The following is a 25,472-nucleotide window of genomic DNA, read 5'->3' as shown; positions in this document are numbered from 1 at the left end:
GCATAGCCCGGCAGCAGATTCATGCATCTTAAAAAATCTCAGGCCTGACGGTTTTCGATCAGGGTTCGGCGGATCGCGCGTCCACGTTCGATCTTGCTGGTTATAGTTGCTTCGTCACCATGACGGATCGCATCCGCCATGGCCTGTGTATCAGCTACGAACCTGTCGAGTGTGCCCAGCAGGGCCTCACGATTGGCGAGAAAAATATCCCGCCACATAACCGGATCTGAGGCTGCAATCCGGGTGAAATCCCGAAATCCCGAAGCCGCGTAGTCCAGTACCGCTGCGCGAATTTCGTCCGACAGATTATCGGCGGTATCGCAGATCGTGAAGGCCAGAAGGTGAGGCAGGTGACTCACCATGGCACAAATCTGGTCGTGCTGTTCGTCAGACAGGATTTTCGTTCGGGCGCCACACAGATTCCAGAGTGCCTGGATTTTGGCGATCGCTTCCGGAGCAGATCCTTCAGGTGGCACGAGAAGCGCCCATCGATCTTCAAACAGAGTTGAAAAACCGGCGTCCGGCCCGGAATGCTCGGTTCCCGCCATGGGATGGCCCGGAACATAGGATATGCCTTCGGGCAGGATCGCCTGGATCGTCGGCCCAAGCTGGCCCCGCACCGACGCCACGTCCGTGAGGATGCTGCCGGGCTTCATGTATGGAAGCACCTGTCGTGCGACGTCTTCCACTGCACCAACAGGAACACAGATCATGACACAGTCCGCCTGCGCCGCAACGGCTAAATCAGGCGTCGTGACATCCGCAATCCCCAGTTCCTGAACCCGTTCGCGAACATGCGGCTTCGAGTCCGCTGCGATCAGGGTTCCGGCAATCGTGCAAGTTTCTTTGGCACGTCGAAGGATGGACGAGCCGATCAGTCCCGGACCGATGACACAAAGGGAACTGAAAAGCGGCGTCATAACACGCGTCTTGCTGTCGCAAAGGAGCTGTCTTCGGGCGTTTTTCCGTCTCGGGACACTCCTTCTTTCTTGATATTCCCGGTAAGGGCCGTCACGGCTGGCGCAATAACTTTTTTGCGAAGAGAGGCAGCGGCTGGTTCGTTTTCCAGCTTTGCCGCAGAGCGTTCATGACGAAGACGCCGCATCTCAACGAACTGCCAGATCAGCAGAACCGGAATACCAATCAGGATATCCCGGCCGCGACGCAGAAGCGAAAGGCTAAGGGACACTTCCGCATCCACGCCGAAGATCATCCCAAGCGCGACATAAGCGGCTTCCTGAACCCCAAGTGCGCCCGGAACCAGAAAACCTGCCGACATAATGCCGCAGACTACGCCTTCAATGGCAACGGACGAAAAAAATCCGACATGCGCGCCAAGAAGCTGAAGTCCCAGCCACGTCATGGCAGCACTGCCCGTCCAGCATACCAGATGACAGAGCGCCCCCAGAGAAATCCGGTCCGGGCGGCTCCAGAGTTCCTCCAGTCGGGACTGGAAAGCAGCGGTATTTCCGATTAGCGACTCACGCCACTCCGCAGCGATATGCCGTCCAAGGAATGTCGCAACCTTGCTGACCGTCGCGCCACCGCGCTGCTGGGTCCAGATGAAACCGGCAATTCCGAGGCTGAGCAGCGCCATTCCGCCAATGAGAGGCCAGACAAATCTGGCAGCGTCATGATGACCGATAAGGCAAAGCAGTGCGATCAGCACGAAGGCAATCTGCCCCAGAACTTCTGTTGTGATGTCCACAAGATTGGCGGCGACAGCTTCGGGCCAGTGCAGTTCTTCGCCCTGTTCAGTTCTTGGGTCCACACCTGCCATTGTTGCGCGAACACCAATGACCATTCCGCCAAGCTGGGAGAAGGGCAGGCAGGCTCCAGCACTGTCACGGACAAGGCGTGCGGCCATCAGGCGTTTGACGCTGAGAATGGGAACGGCTGCATGCCAGGCAATCCCGAGGCCCACATCCACCACAAGCTGACAGGCCGCAAGGAGCAGGAAGCCGCCAAGCCCGACTTTGGAGAGCGCTTCCATGACAGGATGGATACCGGCTCTGGCCGCAATGAAGGTGAACAGGGCCACCCCGAGAAGGGAAAGGAGAACAGGGAGAGTTTTTTTCAACGTCTTCGTCACATGCCGTTTGCACACGATCTATCGCAGGTATCGTTAATATTCCACCCTCACAGACGCTTTCCCCGAAAAGCCGGGAGGATTATGCTGTCATAAATTGCAACCATCTGCTGATGACCCAAGGAGACACTGCCACCATGAACGATGTCACACTCGTGACGGGGGCTACCGGGTTTGTCGGCTCTGCCGTCGCCCGCGTCCTTGAAGAACGCGGACACCGCCTGAGACTTTTCGTCCGCCCGACATCCGACCGTTCAAATATTGCGGAGCTCGACGCGGAAATCGTTGTCGGAGATCTCGCCGATCCGGACACGCTCGCTCCGGCACTAAAAAACGTCAAAACCCTTTTCCACGTCGCTGCCGATTACCGACTCTGGGTTCCGGATCCGGAAATCATGATGAAGGCCAATGTGGAAGGCACACGCAACCTGATGCTGGCCGCTCTGGAGGCCGGGGTAGAAAAAATCATCTACTGCTCGTCGGTTGCGGCGCTTGGCCTGTGCAAAAATGGCGAATCAGCTGACGAAAACACTCCGGTGACGGAAAGTCAGGTCATCGGGATCTACAAGCTCTCGAAATATCGTGCGGAACAGGAAGTCCTGCAGCTGATCCGCGAAAAGAACCTGCCCGCGATCATCGTTAATCCGTCCACCCCCGTTGGCCCCCGGGATATCAAGCCAACACCAACCGGGCAGATGGTTCTCGACTGCGCCAGCGGAAAGATGCCGGCCTATGTGGAGACGGGTCTGAATATCGTCCATGTCGATGATGTCGCGGAAGGCCATGCTCTGGCTCTGGAGCGGGGCAAGATCGGCGAGAAATACATCCTTGGCGGCGAGAACATCATGCTGGGAGATCTTTTCCGCATGGTCAGTCAGATTGCCGGGGTGAAGCCGCCGGGAATCAAACTCAAGCAGTCCTGGCTCTATCCCGTGGCCCTTGTCTCCGAATGGCTGGCACGCGGGTTCGGCATTGAACCGCGGGTGACGCGTGAAACACTGGCCATGTCCAAGAAACTGATGTTCTTCTCATCCGACAAGGCCAAGAGAGAACTCGGATACACCCCGCGCCCGGCCCGCGATGCCGTGACAGATGCGATCGTCTGGTTCCGTCAGCATGGGCGGATGAAATAATGCTGTTCGGAAGCGCACTGACCAGCCTGGGAGCCTGGATCTATCTTTCGCTGTTTCATGGGAATTTCTGGCAGAAAGGCCCCATTCTGGACCAGAAGCCCGCTCCAGCTTCGGCGCCTGATGTTGCGGTTGTCATCCCAGCGCGTGATGAAGCCGAGTCCATCGGAGCCTGTCTGACGTCTCTTCTGGAACAGGATTATGATGGCAAATTGTCCATTATCCTGATCGATGACGAGAGCACGGATGGAACGGCCGATATTGCCCGTACCCTGCCTGATCCGCATGAGCGCCTGACGGTCATCACAGGCGCTAAACGTCCGGCAGGATGGAGCGGCAAGCTCTGGGCCGTCCATCAGGGAGAACAGGAAGCGCTGACGCGGATTGGTCCTTATGGATACGTCCTCCTGACCGATGCCGATATCATGCACGCGCCAGAGCATCTGGCCTCTTTGGTCGCCAAGGCACGGGAAGATGATCTGGACCTTGTCTCGGAAATGGTGGCGTTGAACTGCGAGAGTCATGCGGAGCGCTTTCTGGTTCCAGCGTTCGTCTATTTCTTTGCCATGCTCTACCCGTTTTCGCGGATCGCCAGCGAACACTCCCGCATTGCCGGGGCTGCGGGAGGAACCATTCTCCTGCGTCGTCGGGCCTTGGACCGGATCGGCGGAATCAAGGCACTGCGCGGCGCACTGATCGACGACTGCACTTTGGCTGCTCATGTCAAACGGTCCGGTGGGCGGCTCTATCTGGGACACAGTGCGCTGGCATGGTCGATCAGGCCGTATCGCGGCATGAAAGATGTCTGGCACATGATTGCCCGCACGGCCTATGTGCAACTCCGCTACTCGCCACTCCTCCTGTTGGTGACCGTTCTGGGAATGGCCATGATCTGGCTGCTTCCCATCGGACTCACATTGTTTGGCAAGGGACGGGAACGGCGGATCGGACTTCTGACCTATCTCCTGTCGTGCCTGACCTTTGTCCCCACACTCCGCCGTTTCGGCCTGCCGCTGTGGCGCGCCATTCCTCTTCCACTTGTTGCGGCTTTTTACATGGCCGCAACCATCGGCTCTGCCATAGACCACCATCGTGGTGTTGGTGTGCGGTGGAAAAATCGTTCCTACACGGATGAAACATCGTGACAGACACCATCTGGGGGACGAAAGACGTCACCTCCGCCAAAGGCAAATCCGACGAAAATTTTCCCGTTGGATCATTTCTGATCGCCCCGCGTCTGCGGCCTTACGTTCACACCTATTATAATTTCGCGCGTGTCGCGGATGATATGGTGGACACGACTGAGCTGACGCCGTCTGAAAAGATTGCACGCCTCAAGGGCATGGCAGCCGTTATCCGGGGTGAGATCACAGCTCCTCAGCGCGCGGACGCACAAACAGCGGTCAAACTTCGCGACGTCCTGCTCCAGACAGGCGTCCCGCTTGAAACGGCAACGGATCTTCTCGAAGCGTTCTGCATGGATGCCGAAAAGAACCGCTACGAAAGCTGGGACGAACTGCTGCATTACTGCAAATATTCTGCCAACCCCGTGGGGCGGTTTCTGCTCCTGCTACACGGCGAGGCCGAAGAAACACTCGCTCCATCCGATGCGCTCTGTTCCGCACTTCAGGTCATCAATCATCTTCAGGATGTCGCGGGCGATCTGAAGGATCTGGACCGCTGCTATGTCCCGCTACCTTGGCTGGAAGAAGAAGGCGTCTGTCTGGATGACCTGCGTCTGGTCCGAAGCAAGCCGGGCGTGCGTCGCGTGTTCGATCGGATGCTGGATGGTGTGGATGTTCTTAACAGGAACGCAAGAACCCTGCCGCTGCTCGTCCGGGATCGTCGGATGCGACTGGAAGCTGCCGTCATTGTGGAACTATGCCACATCCTCACCACTCGCCTGCGCCATCAGGACCCGCTTTTAGAACGCGTCGCCCTGACGAAAGCAGACGGTGCAAAGGCTCTGCTGCGGGCCCTGCGCCATTTCCCTGCCGTCGGCTGAATCGCAACGGCAGGGTTATCTGGACCAGATCAGGTGTAGATCTGGTCCAGTGCGGTACAGAAGGTCTTCATTTCATCCATGGAGCCAACCGTAATCCGCGAAGCATTTGGCCAGATAGGCCATGAGCGACCGATCAGAACATTCTGCTTCAGGAAGGCATCCTGAATGGGCTTTGCCGGCTTCTTCCAGTCGATGATGAACATGTTTGCATCAGACGGAATGAAATGAATGCCCCGCTTGCGAAGATGCTGGAACGTCATGTTGCGCGCCGCAATCATCTCCTCCTTGCGGGCCGCGATAGCGGACTTCATGGTGAGGCTCATCGTACCACAGGCCATGGCCGGAACCGGAAGCATGGAGGTGGCGCTTCTGCCATCATAACGCATCATGCTCTCGTGCAGGTCAGGTCTGGCAAATGTCAGACCAAGACGCATCCCCGCCATGGCAAACATCTTCGAGAAAGTCCTAAGGACGACAACGTCCTTGTTCTTTGCGACCAGTTCCACAGCACTCGGCGCATTCGAGAAATGGATGTAAGCCTCATCCACCAGTACGACCGAACCCTTGGGTTTGTTCTCGACCAGCCATGCGATATCGCGCAGCGGCGTCAGCGTTCCCGTCGGATTGTTGGGGGAACAGATATAATAAACACCCGCATTGGGATCAGCAGCCAGCATGGCCCGAACATCCGTCTTATAGCCGTTTTTCGCTGTCAGCGGCACACGGGCCAGAGGAATTTTCAGCCAGTCTGCAGCGACCCATCCGGCCTCATAGCTGGGGTCAGCCGTCACAAGCCCGCGGGTGGGCGAGCAGAACGTGACGATGGCACGGGCGAGGGGATCGGACGAGCCACACCACGTCATGACATGGGTCTGGGGAAGTCCTTCGACATCGGAAGCCGTCTTGATAAGGTCATCGCGCATATGACCGGTCGGATCGTAACGGTTGCTCTGAAAAACCGAGGATGCGCCAGCCTGTGCAGCTTCCGGGAAGGGACCAGTCCAGCATTCATTGCTACCAAGACGGGTAACACCCTCGAAATTGATCCCCGACGGAAGAATATCCGCGCGGGCTGAGTTTGTCAGGGCCTTTACGGTCGCACCTGCGGCCAGAAGTGTGGCAATTCGCCCGAAGCTGCGCCGGGAATATCCCCGGGCAAGAAGGTCGCTACGGGCGGCGGAAGAGAGGGGACTGGTCATTGTGGGCCATACTCCAGACTAGGGCCGGAACATGTTAGTTCCGAAACGTTTTCCCTGTCAAAGCACACCCGAAGATATTTTCAGTATTCTTTCTGCTGACCAGGCAGAGGGATGGACGTCGGCTTTCCGGGCGAACCGGCATAAGTCAACAAAAGAACCGTCTGGCCGTCGCCCGTCACGCCACGATGAACATCATTGACTGATTCCGCGAAGGCTTCGCCCTGATGAAACGTCCGCTTTTTGCCGCTCTGCCGATCTTCGATCGTGAGCGTTCCTTCCAGCACATAACCCGCATTCGGATACGGATGAACATGCCAGGGAAGGGCGGAATGCGCCGGAATGGTCAGCTTAATCATACTGAGCATCGGTCGCGTCGTCGGATAGTGGTCGTAGGGCGTACCATTCCAGGAATGATCTTCCGCAAGGAGATGCTCCGCATGCCCGCTGGCCGTTGTGGGAGGCGCTGTCTGGGCAGAGGCGAGGGGGGCGATCAGCATTGCGGCAAGAAAGGCAGCGTTTTTCAGAGAGAGAAGACGCATGACGAAAGACTCCTTTTCAGGTGTTGCCTTTTGGCATCATATTAACACAGGGCAGCCCTTTCGGTTCAGGTCATCTTTGTCTCGCCGGGATTTGGGTCTAGAACCCTGATCTTCTGAAACGAGACAGGGGACAGACATGGTTTTCAGCAGGATGCGCGCTTCTTCAGGTCTTCCCTGCGCGCAGGCCGATCTGGATCATGTCGAAAGGATCGTAACCGCCTCGGGAACATCCTTTGCCCGTGGAATGCGTATCCTTCCGGCGGACCGCCGTCAGGCGATGTTCGCGGTCTATGCGTTCTGTCGTCAGGTGGACGATATCGCCGATGGAGATGCAGGCGTTGCAGACCCTATGGCCGCCCTTCAGGACTGGCATCGTCGCGTCGACGGCCTCTATGAAGGGATCGCGACGGATGCGCTCGACCGGGTTCTGATCGTGGCAATCCATCGTTACCAGCTTCAGCCACAGGACTTCCACGACGTCATTGACGGCATGGCCATGGATTGCGGAGCGCCAATCGTGGCGCCGGATGAGACGACGCTGGATCTGTACTGCGATCGTGTAGCGTCTGCTGTCGGACGCCTGTCGGTCTGTGTGTTCGGAGATTCGTCCGAAAATGCCCGGCGCGTTGCCTATCATCTGGGGCGCGCGCTTCAGCTGACCAACATTTTGCGCGATATTTCCGAAGATGCGGGCCGCGACCGGCTGTATCTCCCGTCCGAACTCCTGACCCGGTTCGATGTCCCGAAAAATCCGCACGAAGCGCTTTACGCTCACGGTCTGGATCAGGTGGGGCGCATCCTTGCCCAACGTGCACGGGACCATTTCCGGGAAGCGCGGAAGGCCATGCAACTGTGTGACAGCAGCGCAATGCGCCCCGCACGCATGATGGCCGCGTCCTACGCGCCCATCCTTTCAGCCCTGCAAAAGCGCGGCTGGAAAACACCCGACATCGCCCCGAAAGTCTCCAAACCCCTGAGACAGATTCGTACCCTCGCAGCGTATGTGAAGTAACCCATGAGCCACGTCCACATCATCGGCGGTGGTCTGGCAGGCCTCTCCGCCGCAATCGAGCTTGCGGCACAGGCCCGCGTCACCGTTTACGAAGCAGGCCCGGCCTGCGGCGGCCGGGCGCGTTCCTTTCACGACCGCTCCCTCGACGCCCGGATCGATAACGGTAACCACCTGATCCTGTCCTCGAACGATCTGACCTTCCGCTATCTGGACATTATCGGCGCGCGTCACACCCTGACGGGGCCGGGATTACCGATCTTCCCCTATTACGATCTGGAAGACAGCCTCGCCTGGACGCTGCGCCTGTCGAAGGGAAAGCTCCCTTTCTGGGCTCTTCCGGGCGGGCGGCGCGTTCCGGGCATGAAGTTGTCCGAACTGGCCTCTCTCGGACGTTTCCTGCGCGCAGGCGACAGAACGACCGTTGAAAGCTGCCTCAGCTCCGGCCAGTTGAGCCGCAGACTGCTGATCCCGTTCGCCATATCGGTTCTCAATACGGACGTCCATACAGGGAGCGCCAAACTCCTTGGCAACGTGATCCGCAAGTCTCTTGCCAAGGGAGGCATGGCCTGCTGTCCGTGGTTTCCAGCCGTCGGTCTGTCCGAAACCCTGATCGATCCGGCAGTAGCCTATCTCAAACGCTTTCATGGCGACGTGCGGACAGGCGTCCGTGTGAGCGCTGTCGAACAGCAGAACGGTCGCGCCACGGCATTGGAAACCGGGGAAGGGCGGATTGAACTCGGCCCTGAAGATCAGGTCATTCTGGCCGTTCCGGGACCGGTGGCGCAGTCCCTGCTGCCGGGACTGACAGCGCCTGACGCCTTTGAAAGCATTGCCAACGCACATTTCCGTCTTCCTGAGAAAGTTCAGGCACGAGGCGTTGTGGCGCAGGCCGGTTTCGTAGGACTGGTCGGGGGCATTTCGGAATGGATCTTCCTGAAGGGGGATATCCTCTCCGTGACCGTCAGCGCAGCCAACCGCTACGCAGATCGCAGCAACAACGAACTGCTGGCCACGATCTGGTCAGAGATCCGACGCGCGCTCGATCCCGTTCTGTCGCAGCCACTGCCAGTCGCCATCCCACCGTCGCGTCTGGTTTGGGAAAAACGGGCGACGTTTGCGGCAACCCCTGAGCAAAACCTCCTGCGTCCGGGAGCTAGAACCGATCTTGTCAATCTGGCACTGGCCGGAGACTGGACGGAGACCGGACTGCCCTCCACAATCGAAGGCTCCATTCAATCCGGACTTCAGGCCGTCTCCGCGCTGGGCTTCCGCTCCGCCGTAGAGAACACAGGATCGTGATGAGCGATCATTCTGTCATGATTGTAACACAGCTCCCGCCTTTGAGGACTGCCTGCGTCGGAAGAGCCGAACAATGCTGATCTATTCTGATATTCTGGAAAAGGAGGATCGCGTGAGCGAAACCTTGTCCCGTCAATCGGTCGAACCCGATGAGATCAACCATGCCATCGAAGGCGCACAGGACGCGCTGGGCGGGAAACAGAAATCAGACGGTCACTGGGTTTACGAACTCGAAGCCGACGCGACCATCCCAGCAGAATATGTCCTGCTCGAACACTATCTCGACCGGATCGATCCGGAAAAACAGACCAAGATCGGCGTCTATCTGCGTCGGATTCAGGGCGATCATGGGGGGTGGCCGCTTTATCATGATGGCGGCTTTGATCTGTCGGCGAGCGTAAAGGCTTACTTCGCCCTCAAGGCGATCGGGGATGACATCAATGCGCCCCACATGCGTATTGCCCGGGAGGCCATTCTCGATCACGGCGGGGCCGCACGAACCAACGTGTTTACGCGGATCCAGCTTGCCCTGTTCGGGGAAGTCCCCTGGAATGCAACGCCCGTGATGCCCGTTGAGCTGATGCTCCTGCCACGCAAGGCGTTCTTCTCGGTCTGGAACATGTCCTACTGGTCCCGCGCCGTGATCGCACCGCTTCTGGTCCTCAATGCACTCCGCCCCAAAGCGATCAATCCGCATGGCATCCATGTGCAGGAACTGTTCGTCAAGCCGCCCTCCGAAGTCACGGACTGGATCCGTGGCCCGTACCGCTCGGTCTGGGGACGCTTTTTTAAGCATCTTGATTCTGCTCTGCGCCCCGTCCTGCCGCTCATTCCACAGAGCGTGCATAAAAAAGCCCTGAAAGCCGCCAGCGATTTCATCGAGCCGCGTCTGAGCCGCGGAGGGCTGGGTGCCATTTATCCCGCGATGGCGAATGTCGTGATGATGTATCGCGCGCAGGGCGTCCCCGATAGCGACCCACGCGCCCAGACTGCATGGGAGGCCGTTCAGGACCTGCTGGTTGATCATGGCGATGAAATCTATTGCCAGCCCTGCGTCTCGCCGGTTTGGGATACTGGCCTGTCCGGTCTTGCGATGATCGAAGCCGCGTCCGGCCCCGCTGGCACCAAGCATGAAGAAACACTTGCAGCCCTGAAGAAGAGTGCCGAATGGCTTCGGGAGCGCCAGATCCTGAACGTCAAGGGCGACTGGGCCATCAATACGCCGGACCTGCGCCCCGGTGGCTGGGCCTTCCAGTACGAGAACGACTACTACCCGGACGTCGATGATACCGCCGTTGTGGGCATGCTGCTGCATCGTGTTGATCCCGAAGGCAGCCGCGAGGCGATCGCACGTGCGCGGGAATGGATCATTGGCATGCAGAGCACCAATGGCGGCTGGGGTGCCTTCGATATCGACAACGATCTTGAACTGCTCAACCACATCCCGTTCTCGGATCACGGCGCACTTCTGGACCCGCCGACGGCTGACGTTTCGGCCCGCTGCATTTCTTTTCTGGCCCAGCTCGGCGATCCGGACGACCGTCCTGTCATTCTCAAGGCACTGGAGTATCTGCGCTCCGAGCAGGAGCCGGAAGGCTGCTGGTTTGGTCGTTGGGGCACCAACTACATCTATGGCACCTGGTCGGTCCTGTGCGCGCTGAACATCGCCGGTGTGCCGCATGACGATCCGATGGTTCTGCGCGCTGTAAACTGGCTTGAAAGCGTCCAGCGTCCTGACGGCGGCTGGGGTGAAGACTGTGCGACCTATGAAGGCGGCACGGCGGGCGAATACAACAAGAGCCTGCCCTCCCAGACGGCCTGGGCTGTTCTGGCCCTCATGGCCGTCGGGCGCCGCGAGAGCGACGCCGTCAAGCGCGGCGTTGCGTATCTGGTCACTCAACAGAACGACAAGGGGGAGTGGCAGGAAGATGCCTATAATGCCGTTGGTTTCCCGAAAGTCTTTTACCTGCGCTACCACGGCTATAAGCAGTTCTTCCCGCTGACCGCACTGGCCCGCTACCGTAACCTCGGCGCAAGTAACAGCGGCAAGGTGGAGTACGGGTTCTGATGCTGGGTATTCTCGCAGGTCTGAAACAGGAAGCTCGTCTGATCCGGCGCTTTCTGCCGGATGCTCCTCTCGCCCTCAGTCATGCGACGCCTGAGGGCGCACGACAGGGCGTGGAGCGCCTGCTTCGCGCGGGCGTTACAGAATTCCTGTCTTTCGGCTGTGCGGGAAGTCTTTCGCCAGAAGCGCCTCCCGGTACGGTCATCGTGGCCGATCATGTGCATCATGAGAACCGGAATATTCCCTGCGATCCCGCTCTGAGTCAAAGGTTTGGCTCTGCCTTCGCACGCCGGGGCGGCATTCTGCATAGCGATGCGTTGGTTGAATTCGCCTCTGAAAAGGCACGCTATTTTACCGAAACGCACTGTCTTGCAGTGGATATGGAAAGCGGCGTCGTGGCGCAGAGTGGCGTCCCGTTTGCTGTCCTCAGGGTTGTTTGCGACGATGCCACACAGGACCTGCCTCATGCTGTGAAGACCAGCGTGAAGGACGGTGCGGTATATATCCCCGGACTGATCGGCTCGCTTGTCCGGCACCCGTTGCAGATCGGCGGTTTGATCCGCCTCGGCAAAGAAGCTGCCCTCGCGCAGCGCGCGATGGCGTCATTTCTTCAGGCTAATTCGCCGCAAACCTGAAAAGACCTTCGCTCCAGCGAACGTGGCCGTAACTCCCGCAGGAACGAGCCAGGGAAAAGCGATGGCATGTCCTTCGATCCTGACGAAGGACATGAGACCCAGCGTGCCAACAGCCGAGACAAAGCCGAAAATTGCCGCCTTCTCATCCCGCGAACGGCCAATCATCGCCAGCAGGAATACCCCAAGCGTCGCACCATAGCTGTAGGATGCGATGGAAAGTCCAAAGACGACAGCCGATCCATTGGGCCGTGAAAACAGCAGCGCGGTCAATACAAGAAGGCCGGCCCAGATAACCGTCAGACCCCGCAGTGAAAATTTCGCGCGCGACAGGAAATCGGCCTTGGTCGCCGCCGCCATGGCATTCATCGCGCTCGACAGAGATCCCATGGTCGCAGCCAGAATACCCGCAACCAGCAAACCGCTCAGAACGGGAGGCAGCGTCAGGATAAACTGCGGAAACAGAGCATCCGGCTTCGCACCCTGACCCGGCAGGAGATCACGCAGCGCAACCCCGATGCATGACAGCAGAGCGAACAGCAGCCCCACGATAAAGACACTGCCGATCATCGCCGCCCGCGCGCCATTGAGTGTTTTTGCCGCAAGACAGCGTTGCAGCATCAATTGGTCCGTTCCATGCGATGCCAGAGCCAGAATAGCGCCCCCGACCACAGCGCCAGCTATGGAAAACGGATCCGTAAAAGGCGGCATCCCATGGCTGAAAACAGGCGCCCAGTGAAAAGGGGCCACGCCTGCACGAGACCAGATCACAGCCAGACAGGCGATGCTTCCGCCCAGATAAAGTCCCAGTTGCAGGCTGTCAGACCAGACAACCGCCCTCAACCCACCCGCAACGGTATAAGCCAGCGTCAACAAAACGATCAGAACTAACAGAAGCAGATCCGGGACGGCGTAGCCCATGCTGACAAACAGTATCGATACGGGAATCATCCCGGCGTAAAGTCGAACACCTTCGGCGACGAGACGGGTTGCAAGGAATGTTCCGGAAAGAATTTTCTGAAGTTTCGTGCCAAATCTCTGACCGATATAGCGATAGATCGACGTTGCACCGCGTTCGTGCAACGGCAGGAACCAGAGCGCAACCGCGATACGCCCGACGAGATAACCCGCGGCCAAACCAACGAAAACATACCCTTTAAGGTAGGCAACCCCCGGAACGCTGACGATAGTCAGGGTGGATGTTTCGGTCGCGACAAGGGATAGACAGATCGCCCAAGGAGGAAGATCCTTACGCGGCTGGCGGGCCAGCGTAATCGAAATGACGGGCAGCAGGCAGAGATACAGGAGAATAACAAGCAAACTTACAGTCATTGAGAATTATTACTTTTCCGGAATGGTGTTCCTGTAAGAAAAGGGAGGCAAATACCTCCCTTTTCTTCTCCTCATTTTCAGCCCGTCAGGAAGGATTAGTCAGGCGTTCAGGCCGAAACCCTGTTGCAACGACGTAAAGCTCGCTTGATTCCTTGCGTGACGCAGGAGGTTTGACATGCCTGACGCTGGCAAATGCGGTTTTCATCGTCGCCAGCATGTCTTTTTCCGAGCCGCCCTGAAAAACCTTGGCGATAAAGCTGCCACCTTCGGCCAGAACCTGAAACGCAAAATCCAACGCGCCCTCAGCAAGACCCATGATCCGCATATGATCGGTTGCGGCGTGCCCTGTCGTGTTGGGCGCCATGTCAGACATGACCAGATCAGCAGGACCGCCCAGCATCTCTTTCAGCCGATCAGGCATCTCGGGATCCGTGAAGTCTCCTTCAATGATTTCTGCTCCGGCAACAGGATCAACCGGAAGCAGATCAAGTCCGACAACATGCTTTGCGCCCCGCTTGACCGCAACCTGCGTCCAGCCGCCCGGAGCAGCGCCCAGATCAATGATGCGGGTTCCTTCTTCAATCAGCTTGAAGCGGTCGTCGATCTCAATCAGCTTGAAAGCCGCACGAGACCGCCAACCCTGCTTGCGGGCCGCCGCGACATACGGATCGTTGAGCTGACGGTTGAGCCAGCGTTGCTGGGCCGTCGTGCGTCCACGCGCTGTTTTGAGCGAAACGGTCTTGTTGCGGGCCGTTTTTGACGTTGCGGAATCACGTGTTGCGTCGTTTTCACCGGGATTGGAAGCACTTTTCAGAGCCTTTCCCGGAATACGCTTCGGTCCCGTATCCTTACTGGAACCGGAACGGGATCTTGGCGACTTCATAGTGTGGCATATGTCCCGAATGGGCCCCTTGGACGGGGCGTGGCATGACGACTGGTCGTGTGGCGCCCCTTGCCGGAACGCTGACCATGATCGCGGGCCATACGCAGCAACATCCCATCGCGCAACCCCCGGTCTGCAATCGTGACGTCTTCGACCGGCCATAAACGATGGATGGCTTCGAAGATTGCGCAGCCCGGCAAGACGAACTTCATACGCTCAGATCCCACGCAGGGATGATCCGCCAGTTCTTCATTGTTGAGACGCCGCAGACTTCCAATGGCATCCACCATGCTCGCCCCCGGAAGCGTCAGTCCATCAATCGCCGCACGATTATAGCGGGGCAGGGAGAGAGCCACTCCGGCCAGAGTCGTTACGGTTCCAGACGTCCCGATCAGACGCGTCTTTCCGTGCGTAACCTCACGTCGGATACGATGTACGTTCTCAAAGCCGTTCAGATACTCCTGAACATGGCTGACCATCGTCTCATAAGAAGGGCCATGACCTTCACCGAACATTTCCTGCAGCGTGATCACGCCCACAGGAACGCTCGTCGTACCAATGAGTGTCTGCGTCTGCCGTTCGGGGTCAATCCGCACCCATGCGACTTCGGTAGACCCACCACCGATATCAAACAGAACGCCCCGATCGGCGCGAACAGGTAGCTGTTCCGGCTGACGGAAAAGCGGGGAGCAACTCTCAAGAGCCAGCTCTGCTTCTTCACGGGCCGTGATAATGTCGATCGTCAGACCAGTCTCATGCTGTACACGCGCCAGAAACTCGCGGCCATTGGCAGCCTGACGACAGGCTTCTGTCGCAACCGCACGAACATGGACCAGAGGCCACTGTCTCATACGCTCCGCACAGACGCGCAGGGCATCAAGCGCCCGCTTCATGGACTCTTCGGCAAGCCGCCCGCTGGCACGCAGGCCCTCACCAAGCCGGACAGAGCGGTTGAAACTGTCCACGACACGAAAACCAGTCGGCGTTCCCGCGGCAATCATGAGGCGGCAGTTATTGGTGCCAAGATCAATGGCGCCAAAGAACGGACCCGTACGTCTTGCAGACGCATGAACAGGCATCGGGCCTGACAGGTTGTGATCCGTTCCGTACCTCATCATGTGTTTCGGCTCCCGCTTGCCCGTGATCTGGGACCTTGGAAATGTAGCATGGGGCGCGGGGGACCCTGCTCGCAAGAAAAATATGTATTTTTTCAAAAAAATGTCCTGATCGCTCTTGCGCCCTACGGGGTCGATTGATAAACACCCTCTCACCGCTTGGGAGATAGTTTAGCGGTAGAACTACCGGCTCTGACCCGGTCAGCCCTGGTTCGAATCCAGGTCTCCCAGCCAAGAAAATCCTCAGAAAATACCGCAAAAAAGAGACTTCCCCTCAGGGGGCAAAGTGCTCTATGAGGACCCGCCAACGGCCGGTCGGCCTTTTGGCCTCCGGTTCACACACATCGCGTCTTTCACGACGCATGACGTAACGGGGGCACGCGGCTCATGACTTCATCTTCCCACACAACAAATCTGAATGAGCGCATCCGCGAGGCGCTGGCTTTCGACGATGTTCTCGTCGAACCGGCAGAATCGTCGGTCCTTCCAGCCCAGACTTCGACGCGCACACGCCTGACACGCTCCATCGAGCTAAACATCCCCCTGATGTCTTCCGCAATGGACACCGTGACTGAAGACGGCATGGCCATCGCCATGGCGCAGCAGGGCGGCATGGGCGTCATTCATAAAAACCTCTCGATTGAAGAGCAGGCCGAGCAGGTCCGTCGCGTCAAGCGCTTCGAATCAGGCATGGTCGTCAATCCCGTCACGGTCGGCCCCGACCAGACGCTGGCAGAAGTTCAGGCCATCATGGCGCGTCACGGCGTCTCTGGCCTTCCGGTTATTGAAGACGGCAGTGGCGTTCTGGTCGGTATCCTGACCAACCGCGACATGCGCTTCACGACCGATCCAAACACCCGCGTCCGTGACCTGATGACGCATGAAAACCTCGTGACGGTCCTTAACGGCGCGGCACCGGACGAAGCACGCACACTTCTGCACCGCCACCGCATCGAAAAACTGCTGGTGGTTGACGAAGCACAGCGCTGCATCGGCCTGATCACTGTCAAGGACATGGACAAGGCCATCGCACACCCGCTGGCCATTAAGGATTCGCAGGGGCGACTGCGTTGCGCCGCTGCTGTCGGTGTGGGCGAAGACGGCTTCCGGCGCGCCGCCGCACTCGCTGAAGCTGGTGTGGATGTCATCGTAGTAGATACGGCCCACGGCCATTCACACGGCGTTCTGAGTGCCGTCGAAACCCTCAAGAGCCGTCATGGCGGATTGCAGGTCATCGCCGGCAACGTCGCCACCCCACAGGCCGCCCGTGCCCTGATCGCTGCCGGAGCCGACTGCGTGAAGATCGGTATTGGACCGGGCTCCATCTGCACCACGCGCGTCGTCGCCGGTGTGGGTGTGCCGCAGTTCTCGGCCGTTATGGAAACAGCCGCAGCCTGTCATGAACTGGACATCCCCGCTATCGCGGATGGTGGCGTTCGGACATCAGGCGATATCGTGAAGGCTTTGGGTGCAGGCGCTGATGTGGTCATGGTCGGCTCGCTTCTGGCGGGTACCGACGAGAGCCCGGGCGAAACATTTCTGTATCAGGGCCGCTCCTACAAGGCTTATCGCGGCATGGGATCGCTCGGCGCCATGGCCCGCGGCTCCGCAGATCGTTACTTCCAGGCTGAAGTCCGGGATACGCTCAAGCTGGTCCCGGAAGGTATTGAAGGTCAGGTTCCATACAAAGGGGGCATGTCCGCCGTCATTCACCAACTCGTCGGTGGTCTGAAGGCGGGTATGGGTTACACGGGATCGGCCACCATCGCCGATCTTCAGGTCCGCACCATGTTCCGTCGCATCACGAATGCAGGCCTGCGTGAGAGCCATGTCCATGACGTGACGATCACCCGCGAAGCCCCGAACTACCGCCGGGACTGAACGTCCCTGCATCAAAGTCTCTCGCATTGAGAGGCTAAACGGGCTACGGGGGCGCTATGACCCCCGCAGCCCGTCTTTCAGGCGCCATCGATCTGCTCTGTGCGATCCAGAATGCGCCCCGCCGTCCCGCCGACGCCACAGCCAACGCTTTTTTCCGCGAACGCCGTTATATTGGTGGCGGAGACCGTCGGGCCATTTCCACGATCGTCTGGGATGTCCTGCGTGGCTGGAGACGGCTGCAATGGAATCTCAGGGATATTTCCGGCGACATTTCTCCACGGCTAATCTGTGCGGCATCGCTCCTGCTTGGCGGAGAGACGATGGAGAATGTCCGTCGGCTTTTCTCCGGGGAGCGTTACGCGCAGAACCCTCTGACGTCTCGTGAAGATGTGGCACTCAAGGGTTTGGAAGGAAAAGAACTTTCCACCCAGAAGCAGCCGCTGGCCGTGCGGCTTGAATACCCGGACTGGCTGGACAGCGCGCTCCGGGAAACGTTCGGCAACCGGCTGCCAGACGAAATGGAAGCAATGCTGGGCACGCCGACGCTCGATCTTCGGGTCAACCTGCTCAAGGGCAGTCGGGAGCAGGCCGCGCGCGAACTTCGGCGCGAATCGCTTCCTGCAGAAATGACGAAACTGTCTCCGTGGGGTCTGCGTCTCGATGGGCGCCAGCCTGTCACGGCAACGCAGGCTTTCAAAGACGGTCTGGTTGAGATTCAGGATGAAGGTAGCCAGCTTGTGGTCGCGGCCGCCGATGCACGTGGTGAGCACCGGGTTCTGGATTATTGCGCCGGGGCAGGCGGCAAGACGCTGGCACTGGCGATGACCATGGAAAACCGTGGGCATATCGTTGCCTGTGACGTGCATGAAAAACGTCTGGACGGAGCGGTCAAGCGGCTGCGTCGTGCAGGTGTTCATAACGTAGAACGGCATCTGTTGGTGTCCGGAGACAAATGGGCGAAGCGTCGGGCTGGCAGCTTTGATCGCGTGCTTGTCGATGCGCCTTGCTCGGGAACCGGGACATGGCGGCGCAACCCGGATGCACGTCTGCGCCTGACGCCCGAAGACATTCAGGAACTCGTCATCAAACAGGCGCAGATCCTTGATCGTGCAGCATCTTTGGTGAAGCCGGGTGGACGTATGATCTATGCGACATGCTCGCTTCTGGCCTGTGAGAACGGCCAGCAGATCGACGCCTTCCTCAAGCGTCGCGATGACTTCAGACGCCTGCCGAAAGAGCAGATGTCCGAACTTCTGCCTGCCGAGTTGCGGAGCAAGGCGCAATTCTCGCTAACGCCGTTGCGGGATGGCACGGATGGATTCTTCGCATGCGTTCTCGAGCGCATCGTGACGGAAGCAAAGACACAAGAGGAAGACGTTGCCGTTACGGCCCCGGTGGCAGAAGATCCTTCCACATAACAAGCGCGTCCACATATCCTTCCGAAGGGTGATCGAAGGCGCCCGGCAGCGTTCCGATCACCCGAAACCCCAGTAATTTCCACAGCTCTACGGCGCGCAGATTGGTGCTGACAACGAAATTGAACTGCATGGCGCGAAAGCCGAGTTTCGTCGCTTCAGCAAGTGCTTCCTCGGCCATTGCCCGCCCAGCACCAAAACCGGGTCGTGCAACGAATCCCGCATTGGCGATGTGACTTCCGCCGCCTTTCTGGTTGGCCTGAAGATAGAATGTGCCCACGATTTCATGATCGTGGGTCTGAGCGACATAAACGCGATGCTCGACAGCCATCCAATACGCCAGCGCCTGCTGCCGTCCCCAGTGTCGGGGCAGTGCGTAAGTTTCGCCTTTACGCAATACAGGAGACAGCAGACGCCAGATTCCTTCCCGATCCAGAGACTGGGCGGGACGAATCAGGAGACCGCTTCCGGTTTGAGCTGAAGACGATGGCATAACAGGGCTTTCTTCCATGTTTTAGGTGCGCGACGGCATTTGAGGTATGATACCGCTTCGTATCCATCATGCGGAGCCCGTGCCGAATATCCATGCAGTATGACATTCTTATCGGCATTGCCTCGACGTTTGGCGCAGGAATGCTGGCCCAGTGGGTCGCCTGGCGCTTTCGGCTTCCGGCCATTGTCCTTCTCTTCTCGCTGGGTCTGATTTTCGGGCCGGGGTTGGGTATTCTTCATCCCTCCGAAACGATGGGATGGATGTTCCGACCATTGGTGTCACTGCTTGTGGCGCTTGTCGTGTTCGAAGGCGGCATGGCGCTCGATTTCCGCCAGTTACGCGAAGCCGGGGAGGGTGTCGCACGCCTGACGATGCTCGCACTGCCCATTAACTGGGTTCTCGGATCCCTGGCAGCACATTACGTGGCCCATCTGGAATGGGGCACCTCCATGCTGTTTGGGGCAATCGTCGTGGTGACGGGCCCGACAGTCGTGTTGCCGCTTCTGCGAAGTGCCAAACTGCAACCGCGTGTGGCGGCGTTCCTGCGGTGGGAAGCCATTGTCAACGATCCGCTAGGCGCCATTCTGGCCGCAGTCGTGCTTCAGCTCATGCTGCTGCATGCGGACGTTCATGCAGGCGTCTTCTTCACCCACACACTGCCTGATCTGCTGGGCGCGATTGCCGTCGCGCTCTCTGCAGGCATCCTGCCAGCCTATCTGATCCGGTATCTGTTCACACGCGACTTGATGCCGGAAATTCTCAAAACGCCCATGTTGATCTCGATGGCATTGGTGATCTTCTCGCTGTGCAATCTGGAAATGGGTGGCGCAGGGCTGATGGCGGTCACGATCTTCGGCATGGCGCTGGCCAATCTTCATATTCCGGGTGTGACAGAGCTCCGGCGTATGAAGGAGTCACTGGTGGTTCTGGTCGTATCGGTGCTGTTCATCATGCTAACAGCCGATCTGCAGCGGAATGTTCTGGCGCAGCTCTCGATTCCGATTTTCGCACTGACGGTAGTGGTTTTATTTGTCGTGCGTCCGTTGGGTATTTTCCTTTCGACTCTGGGGACAAGCATGCCCTGGAAGGAAAAGCTGTTTGTCGGCTGGATTGCGCCACGCGGTATTGTCGCAGCTGCTGTGGCGGGTGAGGCAGGTGTCAGCCTGAAGGAAGCGGGCTATCATTCTGCCGATCTGATCATGCCCGCTGTATTCGCCGTGATTGCCGTTACGATGATCCTACACGGTTTTTCACTTGGCCCGATTGCGCGGCGCCTCAAACTCACACTCTCCAATGATCCGGCAATCGCAATTCTGGGATCAAGCGGATGGTCCATCAACTTTGCGTCCTGTCTGCGCAAGGCAGGGGTGCCAGTTTTGCTGGTCGATAACCGCTCCAGCGCACTTCTGCCCGCCACCCGGCAGGATATTCCAGTACTGCGCGCAGAACTCCTGTCACAACACGGACAGGAATCCCTCGAGGAGCGCCCTGCCGACTATCTGATCGCAACAACGGCTGACGGCATTTATAACGGCATGGTCTGCGGGCATCTGGCCCCGACCATGGGACGGCAGCGCGTCTACCAGATCAGCCCAGGTGTGGCGCGGCTCGACTTCTATCACGGTCTGTCACGCGATGCGCGCGGCAAGGTTCTGGGCGAACCGGCGTGGAATTATACGCTGTTCGATACGCTATTCGATCAAGGCTGGCGTTTCAGCGCCACAGAAGCCACCGAAGAGAGCGCCTCAATGTTCGGAAATGACGAAAATAGGCTTGATATTCTCGTCGTGCGCCGTGACGGAGGCATCCTGATCCGTTCAGCTGAAGACAATGACAAAGCCGTACCCCAACCAGCAGATTACATGATCTCCATGGTTCCACCGGATGTCGAATAAATATGAAGATACATCTCAAAAATGACGTCTGATTTTTTACAATAGAATTTCCTCTTCCCTTGCCCGCATGGCGCCGCCATCATACAGAAAACGGAGAACTCGCATGGACGTACAGACTTGCGTTTGTTACTGCACTGATCGATCATATCTTTTTCCGACTCTCGTCAGTGCACTTCAGGCGCGCGCCCATGCGGCATCACACATTGCAGACATTATTATTGTCTGTTTTGACGTCGATGCAGAGACAATTTCCGTTGCTCAATCAATATGCAATAAAAATAATATCATTCTCTTCTCAAGATCCGGAAAAGACATAGATGGCGCGCCAGCTATGCTTGGAAGACTGTATCTAGATGAAATTTTACCTGAAAATTATAGAAATATCCTTTATATCGATGGCGACACGCAGATCAAATCGTCGCTGAACGAATTTCTGGCCCGCGTACCGCCTGAAGGACGCTTTTTCGCTTCAGCCGATCCTATGGTTTTCCTGCTTGAAGATCAGTCAAAAGAAGGAGAGTCAGTCCGGAAGCATTTTCAGGAAATCGGCCTCAATCCTGAGCGATCCAGGCAATATTTCAATACAGGAGTGCTCTACTTCAATCGCTCAGCCTGGGCTGTTATTGCGGAGAAGGCGCGGACAATTATTCGGTCTCAGAACACAATGTCCAGATTTCCGGATCAAGATATTCTTAATATTGTCGGCATTGAGCGTGTATTGCCAATGTCGCTATCGTGGAATTTTCCCGTCTTTCTGTACAATGCCAGACTTGAGAGCGCGGTTCAGCCAAAAATTGTCCACTATATGTCCCAGCCAAAGCCATGGGACGGAATCTTTCAGCCGTGGCAGGCAGGTGATTATGCTCCATACCCGGCATTCGTTGCAGCTTATCCCGAAATTTCCGGACTATGGAAAAGAAGCTCGCCCCTTCGAAAGATACGATATTTCGCGCAGCAGCATTACAAACGCTTCTGCGAGACCCGGAAATGGGGGCATGGTGCTGTGCATGCCCTCGTTCTGGATTACGAAGCCAAATGCCGTAATGACGCGAAACAGGTTTAACGACTATAATTTCGATAGGGCCCTCAAGACGGCTCTTCGACTGTAATATGCGATAAACCGGCTTCAAGAAGCGCACGGAGGTCCTTTTCCTCAACGGCAATACAGCCCTCCGTGTATCCACTGGCAGGCGGTAGGTGCAGGAAAATCGCCGATCCGCATCCCGACTTGGCTGGCGCATCATTCCACCCCAGAACGATGCAAAGATCGTAAACATGATCGTCACGCCACAGGTTTTCGCATGAGGCCGGGTGAGGAAGCGTTACGGCGCGATTGTAATCAGAATGAGCGGGATCGTCGCACCAGCCATCATTAGGGGCGATAGGCTCGATGGGGAGCGCTGCTGTACAGGCCGGACGCGATATACGGTCTGCACGGTAGAGAACGCGCCGGAGTGGCAGTTCCCCGACGGGAGTACGAAGGTCTCCTTCTCTTTTGTCAAGAGACAGGCCGCGTTGTCCGATCAAAACCGGAATGATTTTTCCCTTAAAGTGAAGAAAAGCGCGGTCTCCAGCGGCTCTCAAAATAGCTTTAGCCACAATGCTGTTTCCTTTTTCAGCTGTACTTGCCATAGTCTGATGCGAAAGCATGCTGCTTTCTTCCCGTTTACCGGGAATGGTAAGTCCGGATGTGCAAGTTACGAACACCGAATTTTTGCGGATGTGACGTTTCTTCCGTCGCGAGAGAACGAGACAGGTTATTATGGCAGGTCCACGCCCCATCCTGGTTGTTGACGATGATGATACGCTCCGTCGTCTTCTGGCGGAGCAGCTTCAGCACGGCGGCGAACTGGAAGCGGTTGAGGCGACGTCCGTTGCCGCAGCACGCGAATTCCTCGCCAAGCCTGGTGCCCGGTATGACGCCATGTTGCTGGACATTACCCTTCCCGATGGCGATGGGCGCGATTTCTGCGCCGAACTGCGACGCGCGGGCGTCCGCATGCCAATCATCATCCTGACAGGCTCCGACGACGAACACGACGTGGTGCGCGGCCTTGATGCAGGGGCCAACGACTACGTTGCCAAGCCTTTCCGGATTGGTGAGCTTCTGGCCCGTCTGCGTGCCCAGTTGCGGATTTTCGAGAATAGCGAAGACGCCGTATTTGAAATCGGCCCTTATGCGTTCCGCCCGTCCGCAAAACTGCTGGTCGAAACAGCTCGCAACCGCCGGATCCGTCTGACGGAGAAGGAAGCAGCGATCCTGAAATATCTCTACCGTGCAGGTCAGCGTCCGGTGGCGCGTCAGGTTCTTCTGAACGAAGTCTGGGGTTATAACGCCGCCGTCACCACCCATACGCTTGAGACGCATATCTATCGCCTGCGTCAGAAAATTGAGCCCGATCCGACACGCACATCGCTTCTGATTACAGAAGGCGGCGGATACCGTCTTGATCCTGAAGGACGTGGCGTTATTGGCTCCGACAGCCTGTCAGCCTAAAGGCTGACAGGCGTGGTGAGGGGTCAGGCTGGATCGAAGTCCAGCACGACCGGGACGTGATCGGAGGGGCTTTCCCAGTCCCGTACGTCCTGTAAGACCCTGATATCCCGCAGGCCCGGCATAAGATCGGGCGTCATCCAGACATGATCCAGCCGCCGTCCGCGGTTGGATTTTTTCCAGTCCTTGTTGCGGTATGACCACCATGTGTAGAGCTTTTCCGGCTCCGGTGTGATCTTTCGCATGGCATCCTGAAATCCTGTCGCCATCCACGCTTTCAGACGTTCGATTTCGGGCGGTGTGTGGCTAACGATTTTCAGGAGCTGTTTGTGGCTCCAGACGTCATGCTCCAGCGGCGCGATATTGAGATCGCCGACCAGAATGCTGCGGGCAGGAGGCGTATTGCTGAACCAACCCGTGGCTTCATCCACAAAAGCGAGTTTGTGGGCGAATTTTTCATTTTCCACCGGGTCGGGAATATCGCCACCTGCCGGCACATAAAAATCATGCAGCAGGATCGGACCGGCCGGCGTCGCAATGCTGGCTGCCACATGTCGGCAGTCCGAGCGCGTGCACCAGTCGGGCGTACCCGCCACGCTTTGCAGCGGATGTCGCGACAGGATCGCCACACCATTATAGCCCTTCATGCCCTTATAGACCTGATGGGGCAGCCCCATTTCAGCCAGAGCCTGAGCGGGAAAGAGCGGATCCGGGACTTTCGTTTCCTGTAGACAGACGATGTCCGGGGCTTCCTGTTCGACGATCTGCTTCAGCAGAGGCAGTCTGAGTCGAAGGGAATTGATGTTCCAGGTGATGAGACGCATGACGACTGGATCGACCGGATCAGGCGTTTTGACAAGCACCCTCTTGCACACAAAGCTTTCCCGTCCGATCTAGAACGAACCATGACTGATCTGCACAACACGCTCCTGACGCTTGATTCCCATATCGATATTCCCTGGCCGGACCGGCAGGATGCCTGGGCGGAAGATACGCCGAGGCAGGTAAATGTCCCCAAGACACGCAAAGGTGGCCTGAAAGCCGTATGCCTTGCAGCCTATATTCCGCAGGGTTCGCGTGATGAGGCGGGACATGCCGAAGCCTGGGAGCGGGTTCAGGGCATGCTGGATGTCATTTCCGGGATCGAAGGACGTCAGGGCGATCACAGCGCACGCGTCTGTCGGACGGCGGCGGATCTCCGTGCGGCCCATACAGCAGGCGACCTTGCCGTCATTCCGGCGATCGAAAACGGCCATGGGCTGGGCGGTCAGCCAGAGCGTATCGCGGAACTCGCCCGTCGCTATGGTGTGCGCTACATGACGCTGACCCATAACGGGCACAATGCGCTCGCGGATGCGGCCATTCCGCGCAAGGATCTGGCGGACAGCGAAACACTTCACGACGGGCTGTCAGATCTCGGGCGTGAGGCAATCGCACACATGAACCGCTCCGGCGTTCTGGTGGACGTCTCCCATGCCGCAAAATCGACCATGATGCAGGCCAGTGAAGTCTCCGCCACACCGATTTTCGCAAGCCACTCCTGTGCCCGCGCCCTGTGCGATCACCCGCGCAATCTGGACGATGAGCAGCTTGATCGCCTGAAAGAAACGGGCGGCTTGATTCAGGTGACGGCGATGGGGTCATTCCTGAAGAAAGGTGGCGGCGGGACGCTCGAAGATCTGGTGCGCCACGTTTCGTATATTGCGAACCGGATCGGTGTCGAACATGTGGGCATCTCCTCGGACTTCGATGGCGGCGGCGGCATTCCGGGTTGGAAAGATGCAACCGAAACCGCGAATGTGACGCATGCCCTTCAGGCGGCCGGGTTCAGTGATGCGGACATTTCTGCCATCTGGGGTGGCAACATGCTGCGCCTTCTGGAGACTGCTGAAAAAGCAACAACGGCACCCTGAACCCAGCATTGAAAACCCGCTTCGATAGACCGAAAAAGAACAGAACATGATCATGGCGGGCAAAACAGGCACCGCTTCGTC

The 25,472-nt window shown here is 57.9% G+C and carries 23 protein-coding genes and 1 tRNA gene; 14 read left to right on the top strand and 10 right to left on the bottom strand.

The window, feature by feature from the left end; all coding sequences use genetic code 11:
• Positions 1–38 precede the first annotated feature (38 nt).
• Positions 39–920 (bottom strand): prephenate dehydrogenase/arogenate dehydrogenase family protein, encoded by an 882-nt coding sequence (locus tag JK213_RS12005; RefSeq protein ID WP_194263065.1) that lies wholly within the window; start codon positions 918–920, stop codon positions 39–41.
• Positions 917–2,092, bottom strand: a complete 1,176-nt coding sequence (locus JK213_RS12000; protein WP_194263064.1) for an HpnL family protein — start codon at positions 2,090–2,092, stop codon at positions 917–919. Before JK213_RS12000 ends, JK213_RS12005 begins: the two co-directional genes overlap by 4 nt.
• Before the next feature lie 134 nt (positions 2,093–2,226).
• Here JK213_RS12000 and hpnA point away from each other — a divergent pair, with 134 nt between their 5' ends.
• From hpnA to hpnC, 3 genes are read left to right on the top strand one after another with little or no spacing between them, the layout of a single operon-like run.
• Entirely contained in the window at positions 2,227–3,222 is a 996-nt protein-coding gene (hpnA, locus tag JK213_RS11995) for a hopanoid-associated sugar epimerase (protein WP_194263063.1), read from the top strand.
• A complete protein-coding gene (locus JK213_RS11990; RefSeq protein ID WP_194263062.1) occupies positions 3,222–4,364 on the top strand; it encodes a glycosyltransferase in 1,143 nt (380 codons plus the stop codon). The genes hpnA and JK213_RS11990 overlap by 1 nt, the downstream gene beginning before the upstream one ends.
• On the top strand, positions 4,361–5,224 hold the full coding sequence (hpnC, locus tag JK213_RS11985; protein ID WP_194263061.1) for a squalene synthase HpnC: 864 nt from the start codon (positions 4,361–4,363) through the stop codon (positions 5,222–5,224). The genes JK213_RS11990 and hpnC overlap by 4 nt, the downstream gene beginning before the upstream one ends.
• Before the next feature lie 29 nt (positions 5,225–5,253).
• Here hpnC and JK213_RS11980 read toward each other — a convergent pair whose 3' ends face one another.
• Both JK213_RS11980 and JK213_RS11975 read right to left on the bottom strand, forming a co-directional pair.
• Complete coding sequence (locus tag JK213_RS11980) at positions 5,254–6,423, bottom strand: pyridoxal phosphate-dependent aminotransferase (RefSeq protein ID WP_194263060.1); 1,170 nt, start codon at positions 6,421–6,423, stop codon at positions 5,254–5,256.
• Between the two features lie 80 nt (positions 6,424–6,503).
• A complete protein-coding gene (locus JK213_RS11975) occupies positions 6,504–6,962 on the bottom strand; it encodes a cupin domain-containing protein (protein ID WP_194263059.1) in 459 nt (152 codons plus the stop codon).
• 136 nt (positions 6,963–7,098) lie between these two features.
• On the opposite strand from JK213_RS11975, the gene hpnD reads away from it, so the two are divergent.
• The 4 genes from hpnD (at position 7,099) to JK213_RS11955 (ending at position 11,973) form a co-directional block, all read left to right on the top strand.
• Complete coding sequence (gene hpnD, locus JK213_RS11970; protein WP_194263058.1) at positions 7,099–7,974, top strand: presqualene diphosphate synthase HpnD; 876 nt, start codon at positions 7,099–7,101, stop codon at positions 7,972–7,974.
• A 3-nt stretch (positions 7,975–7,977) separates the two neighbouring features.
• Positions 7,978–9,273 (top strand): hydroxysqualene dehydroxylase HpnE, encoded by a 1,296-nt coding sequence (gene hpnE / locus JK213_RS11965; RefSeq protein ID WP_194263057.1) that lies wholly within the window; start codon positions 7,978–7,980, stop codon positions 9,271–9,273.
• Between the two features lie 73 nt (positions 9,274–9,346).
• The gene (gene shc / locus JK213_RS11960; protein WP_194263056.1) at positions 9,347–11,341 is read left to right on the top strand and encodes a squalene--hopene cyclase; all 1,995 of its coding nucleotides are present in this window, start codon (positions 9,347–9,349) and stop codon (positions 11,339–11,341) included.
• On the top strand, positions 11,341–11,973 hold the full coding sequence (locus tag JK213_RS11955; protein ID WP_194263055.1) for a hypothetical protein: 633 nt from the start codon (positions 11,341–11,343) through the stop codon (positions 11,971–11,973). The genes shc and JK213_RS11955 overlap by 1 nt, the downstream gene beginning before the upstream one ends.
• Here the strand turns inward: JK213_RS11955 and JK213_RS11950 are convergent.
• The 3 genes from JK213_RS11950 to JK213_RS11940 all read right to left on the bottom strand — a co-directional run bounded on the left by JK213_RS11950 (position 11,941) and on the right by JK213_RS11940 (position 15,303).
• Positions 11,941–13,302, bottom strand: a complete 1,362-nt coding sequence (locus tag JK213_RS11950; protein ID WP_194263054.1) for a sodium:solute symporter family transporter — start codon at positions 13,300–13,302, stop codon at positions 11,941–11,943. The two genes, JK213_RS11955 and JK213_RS11950, sit on opposite strands and share 33 nt — an antisense overlap.
• An 85-nt stretch (positions 13,303–13,387) precedes the next feature.
• Positions 13,388–14,185 (bottom strand): RlmE family RNA methyltransferase, encoded by a 798-nt coding sequence (locus JK213_RS11945; RefSeq protein ID WP_194263053.1) that lies wholly within the window; start codon positions 14,183–14,185, stop codon positions 13,388–13,390.
• Entirely contained in the window at positions 14,182–15,303 is a 1,122-nt protein-coding gene (locus JK213_RS11940) for a Ppx/GppA phosphatase family protein (RefSeq protein WP_194263052.1), read from the bottom strand. Before JK213_RS11940 ends, JK213_RS11945 begins: the two co-directional genes overlap by 4 nt.
• A gap of 157 nt (positions 15,304–15,460) precedes the next feature.
• Here JK213_RS11940 and JK213_RS11935 point away from each other — a divergent pair.
• The 3 genes from JK213_RS11935 to JK213_RS11925 all read left to right on the top strand — a co-directional run bounded on the left by JK213_RS11935 (position 15,461) and on the right by JK213_RS11925 (position 18,599).
• Positions 15,461–15,534: transfer RNA gene (locus tag JK213_RS11935), tRNA-Gln, on the top strand.
• Positions 15,535–15,687: 153 nt separating this feature from the next.
• Positions 15,688–17,181, top strand: coding sequence for an IMP dehydrogenase (gene guaB / locus JK213_RS11930; RefSeq protein WP_099286745.1), 1,494 nt, complete (start codon positions 15,688–15,690; stop codon positions 17,179–17,181).
• A 56-nt stretch (positions 17,182–17,237) separates the two neighbouring features.
• Complete coding sequence (locus JK213_RS11925) at positions 17,238–18,599, top strand: RsmB/NOP family class I SAM-dependent RNA methyltransferase (RefSeq protein WP_194263051.1); 1,362 nt, start codon at positions 17,238–17,240, stop codon at positions 18,597–18,599.
• Here JK213_RS11925 and JK213_RS11920 read toward each other — a convergent pair.
• Entirely contained in the window at positions 18,565–19,089 is a 525-nt protein-coding gene (locus JK213_RS11920; RefSeq protein WP_194263050.1) for a GNAT family N-acetyltransferase, read from the bottom strand. The two genes, JK213_RS11925 and JK213_RS11920, sit on opposite strands and share 35 nt — an antisense overlap.
• Before the next feature lie 92 nt (positions 19,090–19,181).
• Here JK213_RS11920 and JK213_RS11915 point away from each other — a divergent pair, with 92 nt between their 5' ends.
• Entirely contained in the window at positions 19,182–20,984 is a 1,803-nt protein-coding gene (locus tag JK213_RS11915) for a sodium:proton antiporter (protein ID WP_194263049.1), read from the top strand.
• Between the two features lie 103 nt (positions 20,985–21,087).
• The gene (locus JK213_RS11910) at positions 21,088–22,047 is read left to right on the top strand and encodes a glycosyltransferase (protein ID WP_194263048.1); all 960 of its coding nucleotides are present in this window, start codon (positions 21,088–21,090) and stop codon (positions 22,045–22,047) included.
• 23 nt (positions 22,048–22,070) lie between these two features.
• Here JK213_RS11910 and JK213_RS11905 read toward each other — a convergent pair whose 3' ends face one another.
• Complete coding sequence (locus JK213_RS11905; protein ID WP_211571634.1) at positions 22,071–22,583, bottom strand: L,D-transpeptidase family protein; 513 nt, start codon at positions 22,581–22,583, stop codon at positions 22,071–22,073.
• 163 nt (positions 22,584–22,746) lie between these two features.
• On the opposite strand from JK213_RS11905, the gene JK213_RS11900 reads away from it, so the two are divergent.
• Entirely contained in the window at positions 22,747–23,481 is a 735-nt protein-coding gene (locus JK213_RS11900; RefSeq protein WP_194263046.1) for a response regulator transcription factor, read from the top strand.
• A 23-nt stretch (positions 23,482–23,504) separates the two neighbouring features.
• Here the strand turns inward: JK213_RS11900 and xth are convergent, their stop codons facing one another.
• Positions 23,505–24,302 carry an exodeoxyribonuclease III gene (gene xth, locus JK213_RS11895; protein WP_194263083.1) on the bottom strand — a complete coding sequence of 266 codons (798 nt, stop codon included), beginning with the start codon at positions 24,300–24,302 and terminating at the stop codon, positions 23,505–23,507.
• 81 nt (positions 24,303–24,383) lie between these two features.
• On the opposite strand from xth, the gene JK213_RS11890 reads away from it, so the two are divergent.
• On the top strand, positions 24,384–25,391 hold the full coding sequence (locus tag JK213_RS11890; RefSeq protein WP_194263045.1) for a dipeptidase: 1,008 nt from the start codon (positions 24,384–24,386) through the stop codon (positions 25,389–25,391).
• Positions 25,392–25,472: the final 81 nt, after the last annotated feature.

Source organism: Gluconobacter sp. Dm-44 (genome assembly GCF_018256175.1).
Classification (GTDB): domain Bacteria; phylum Pseudomonadota; class Alphaproteobacteria; order Acetobacterales; family Acetobacteraceae; genus Gluconobacter; species Gluconobacter cadivus.
This window is presented reverse-complemented; position numbering and strand designations above follow the sequence as displayed.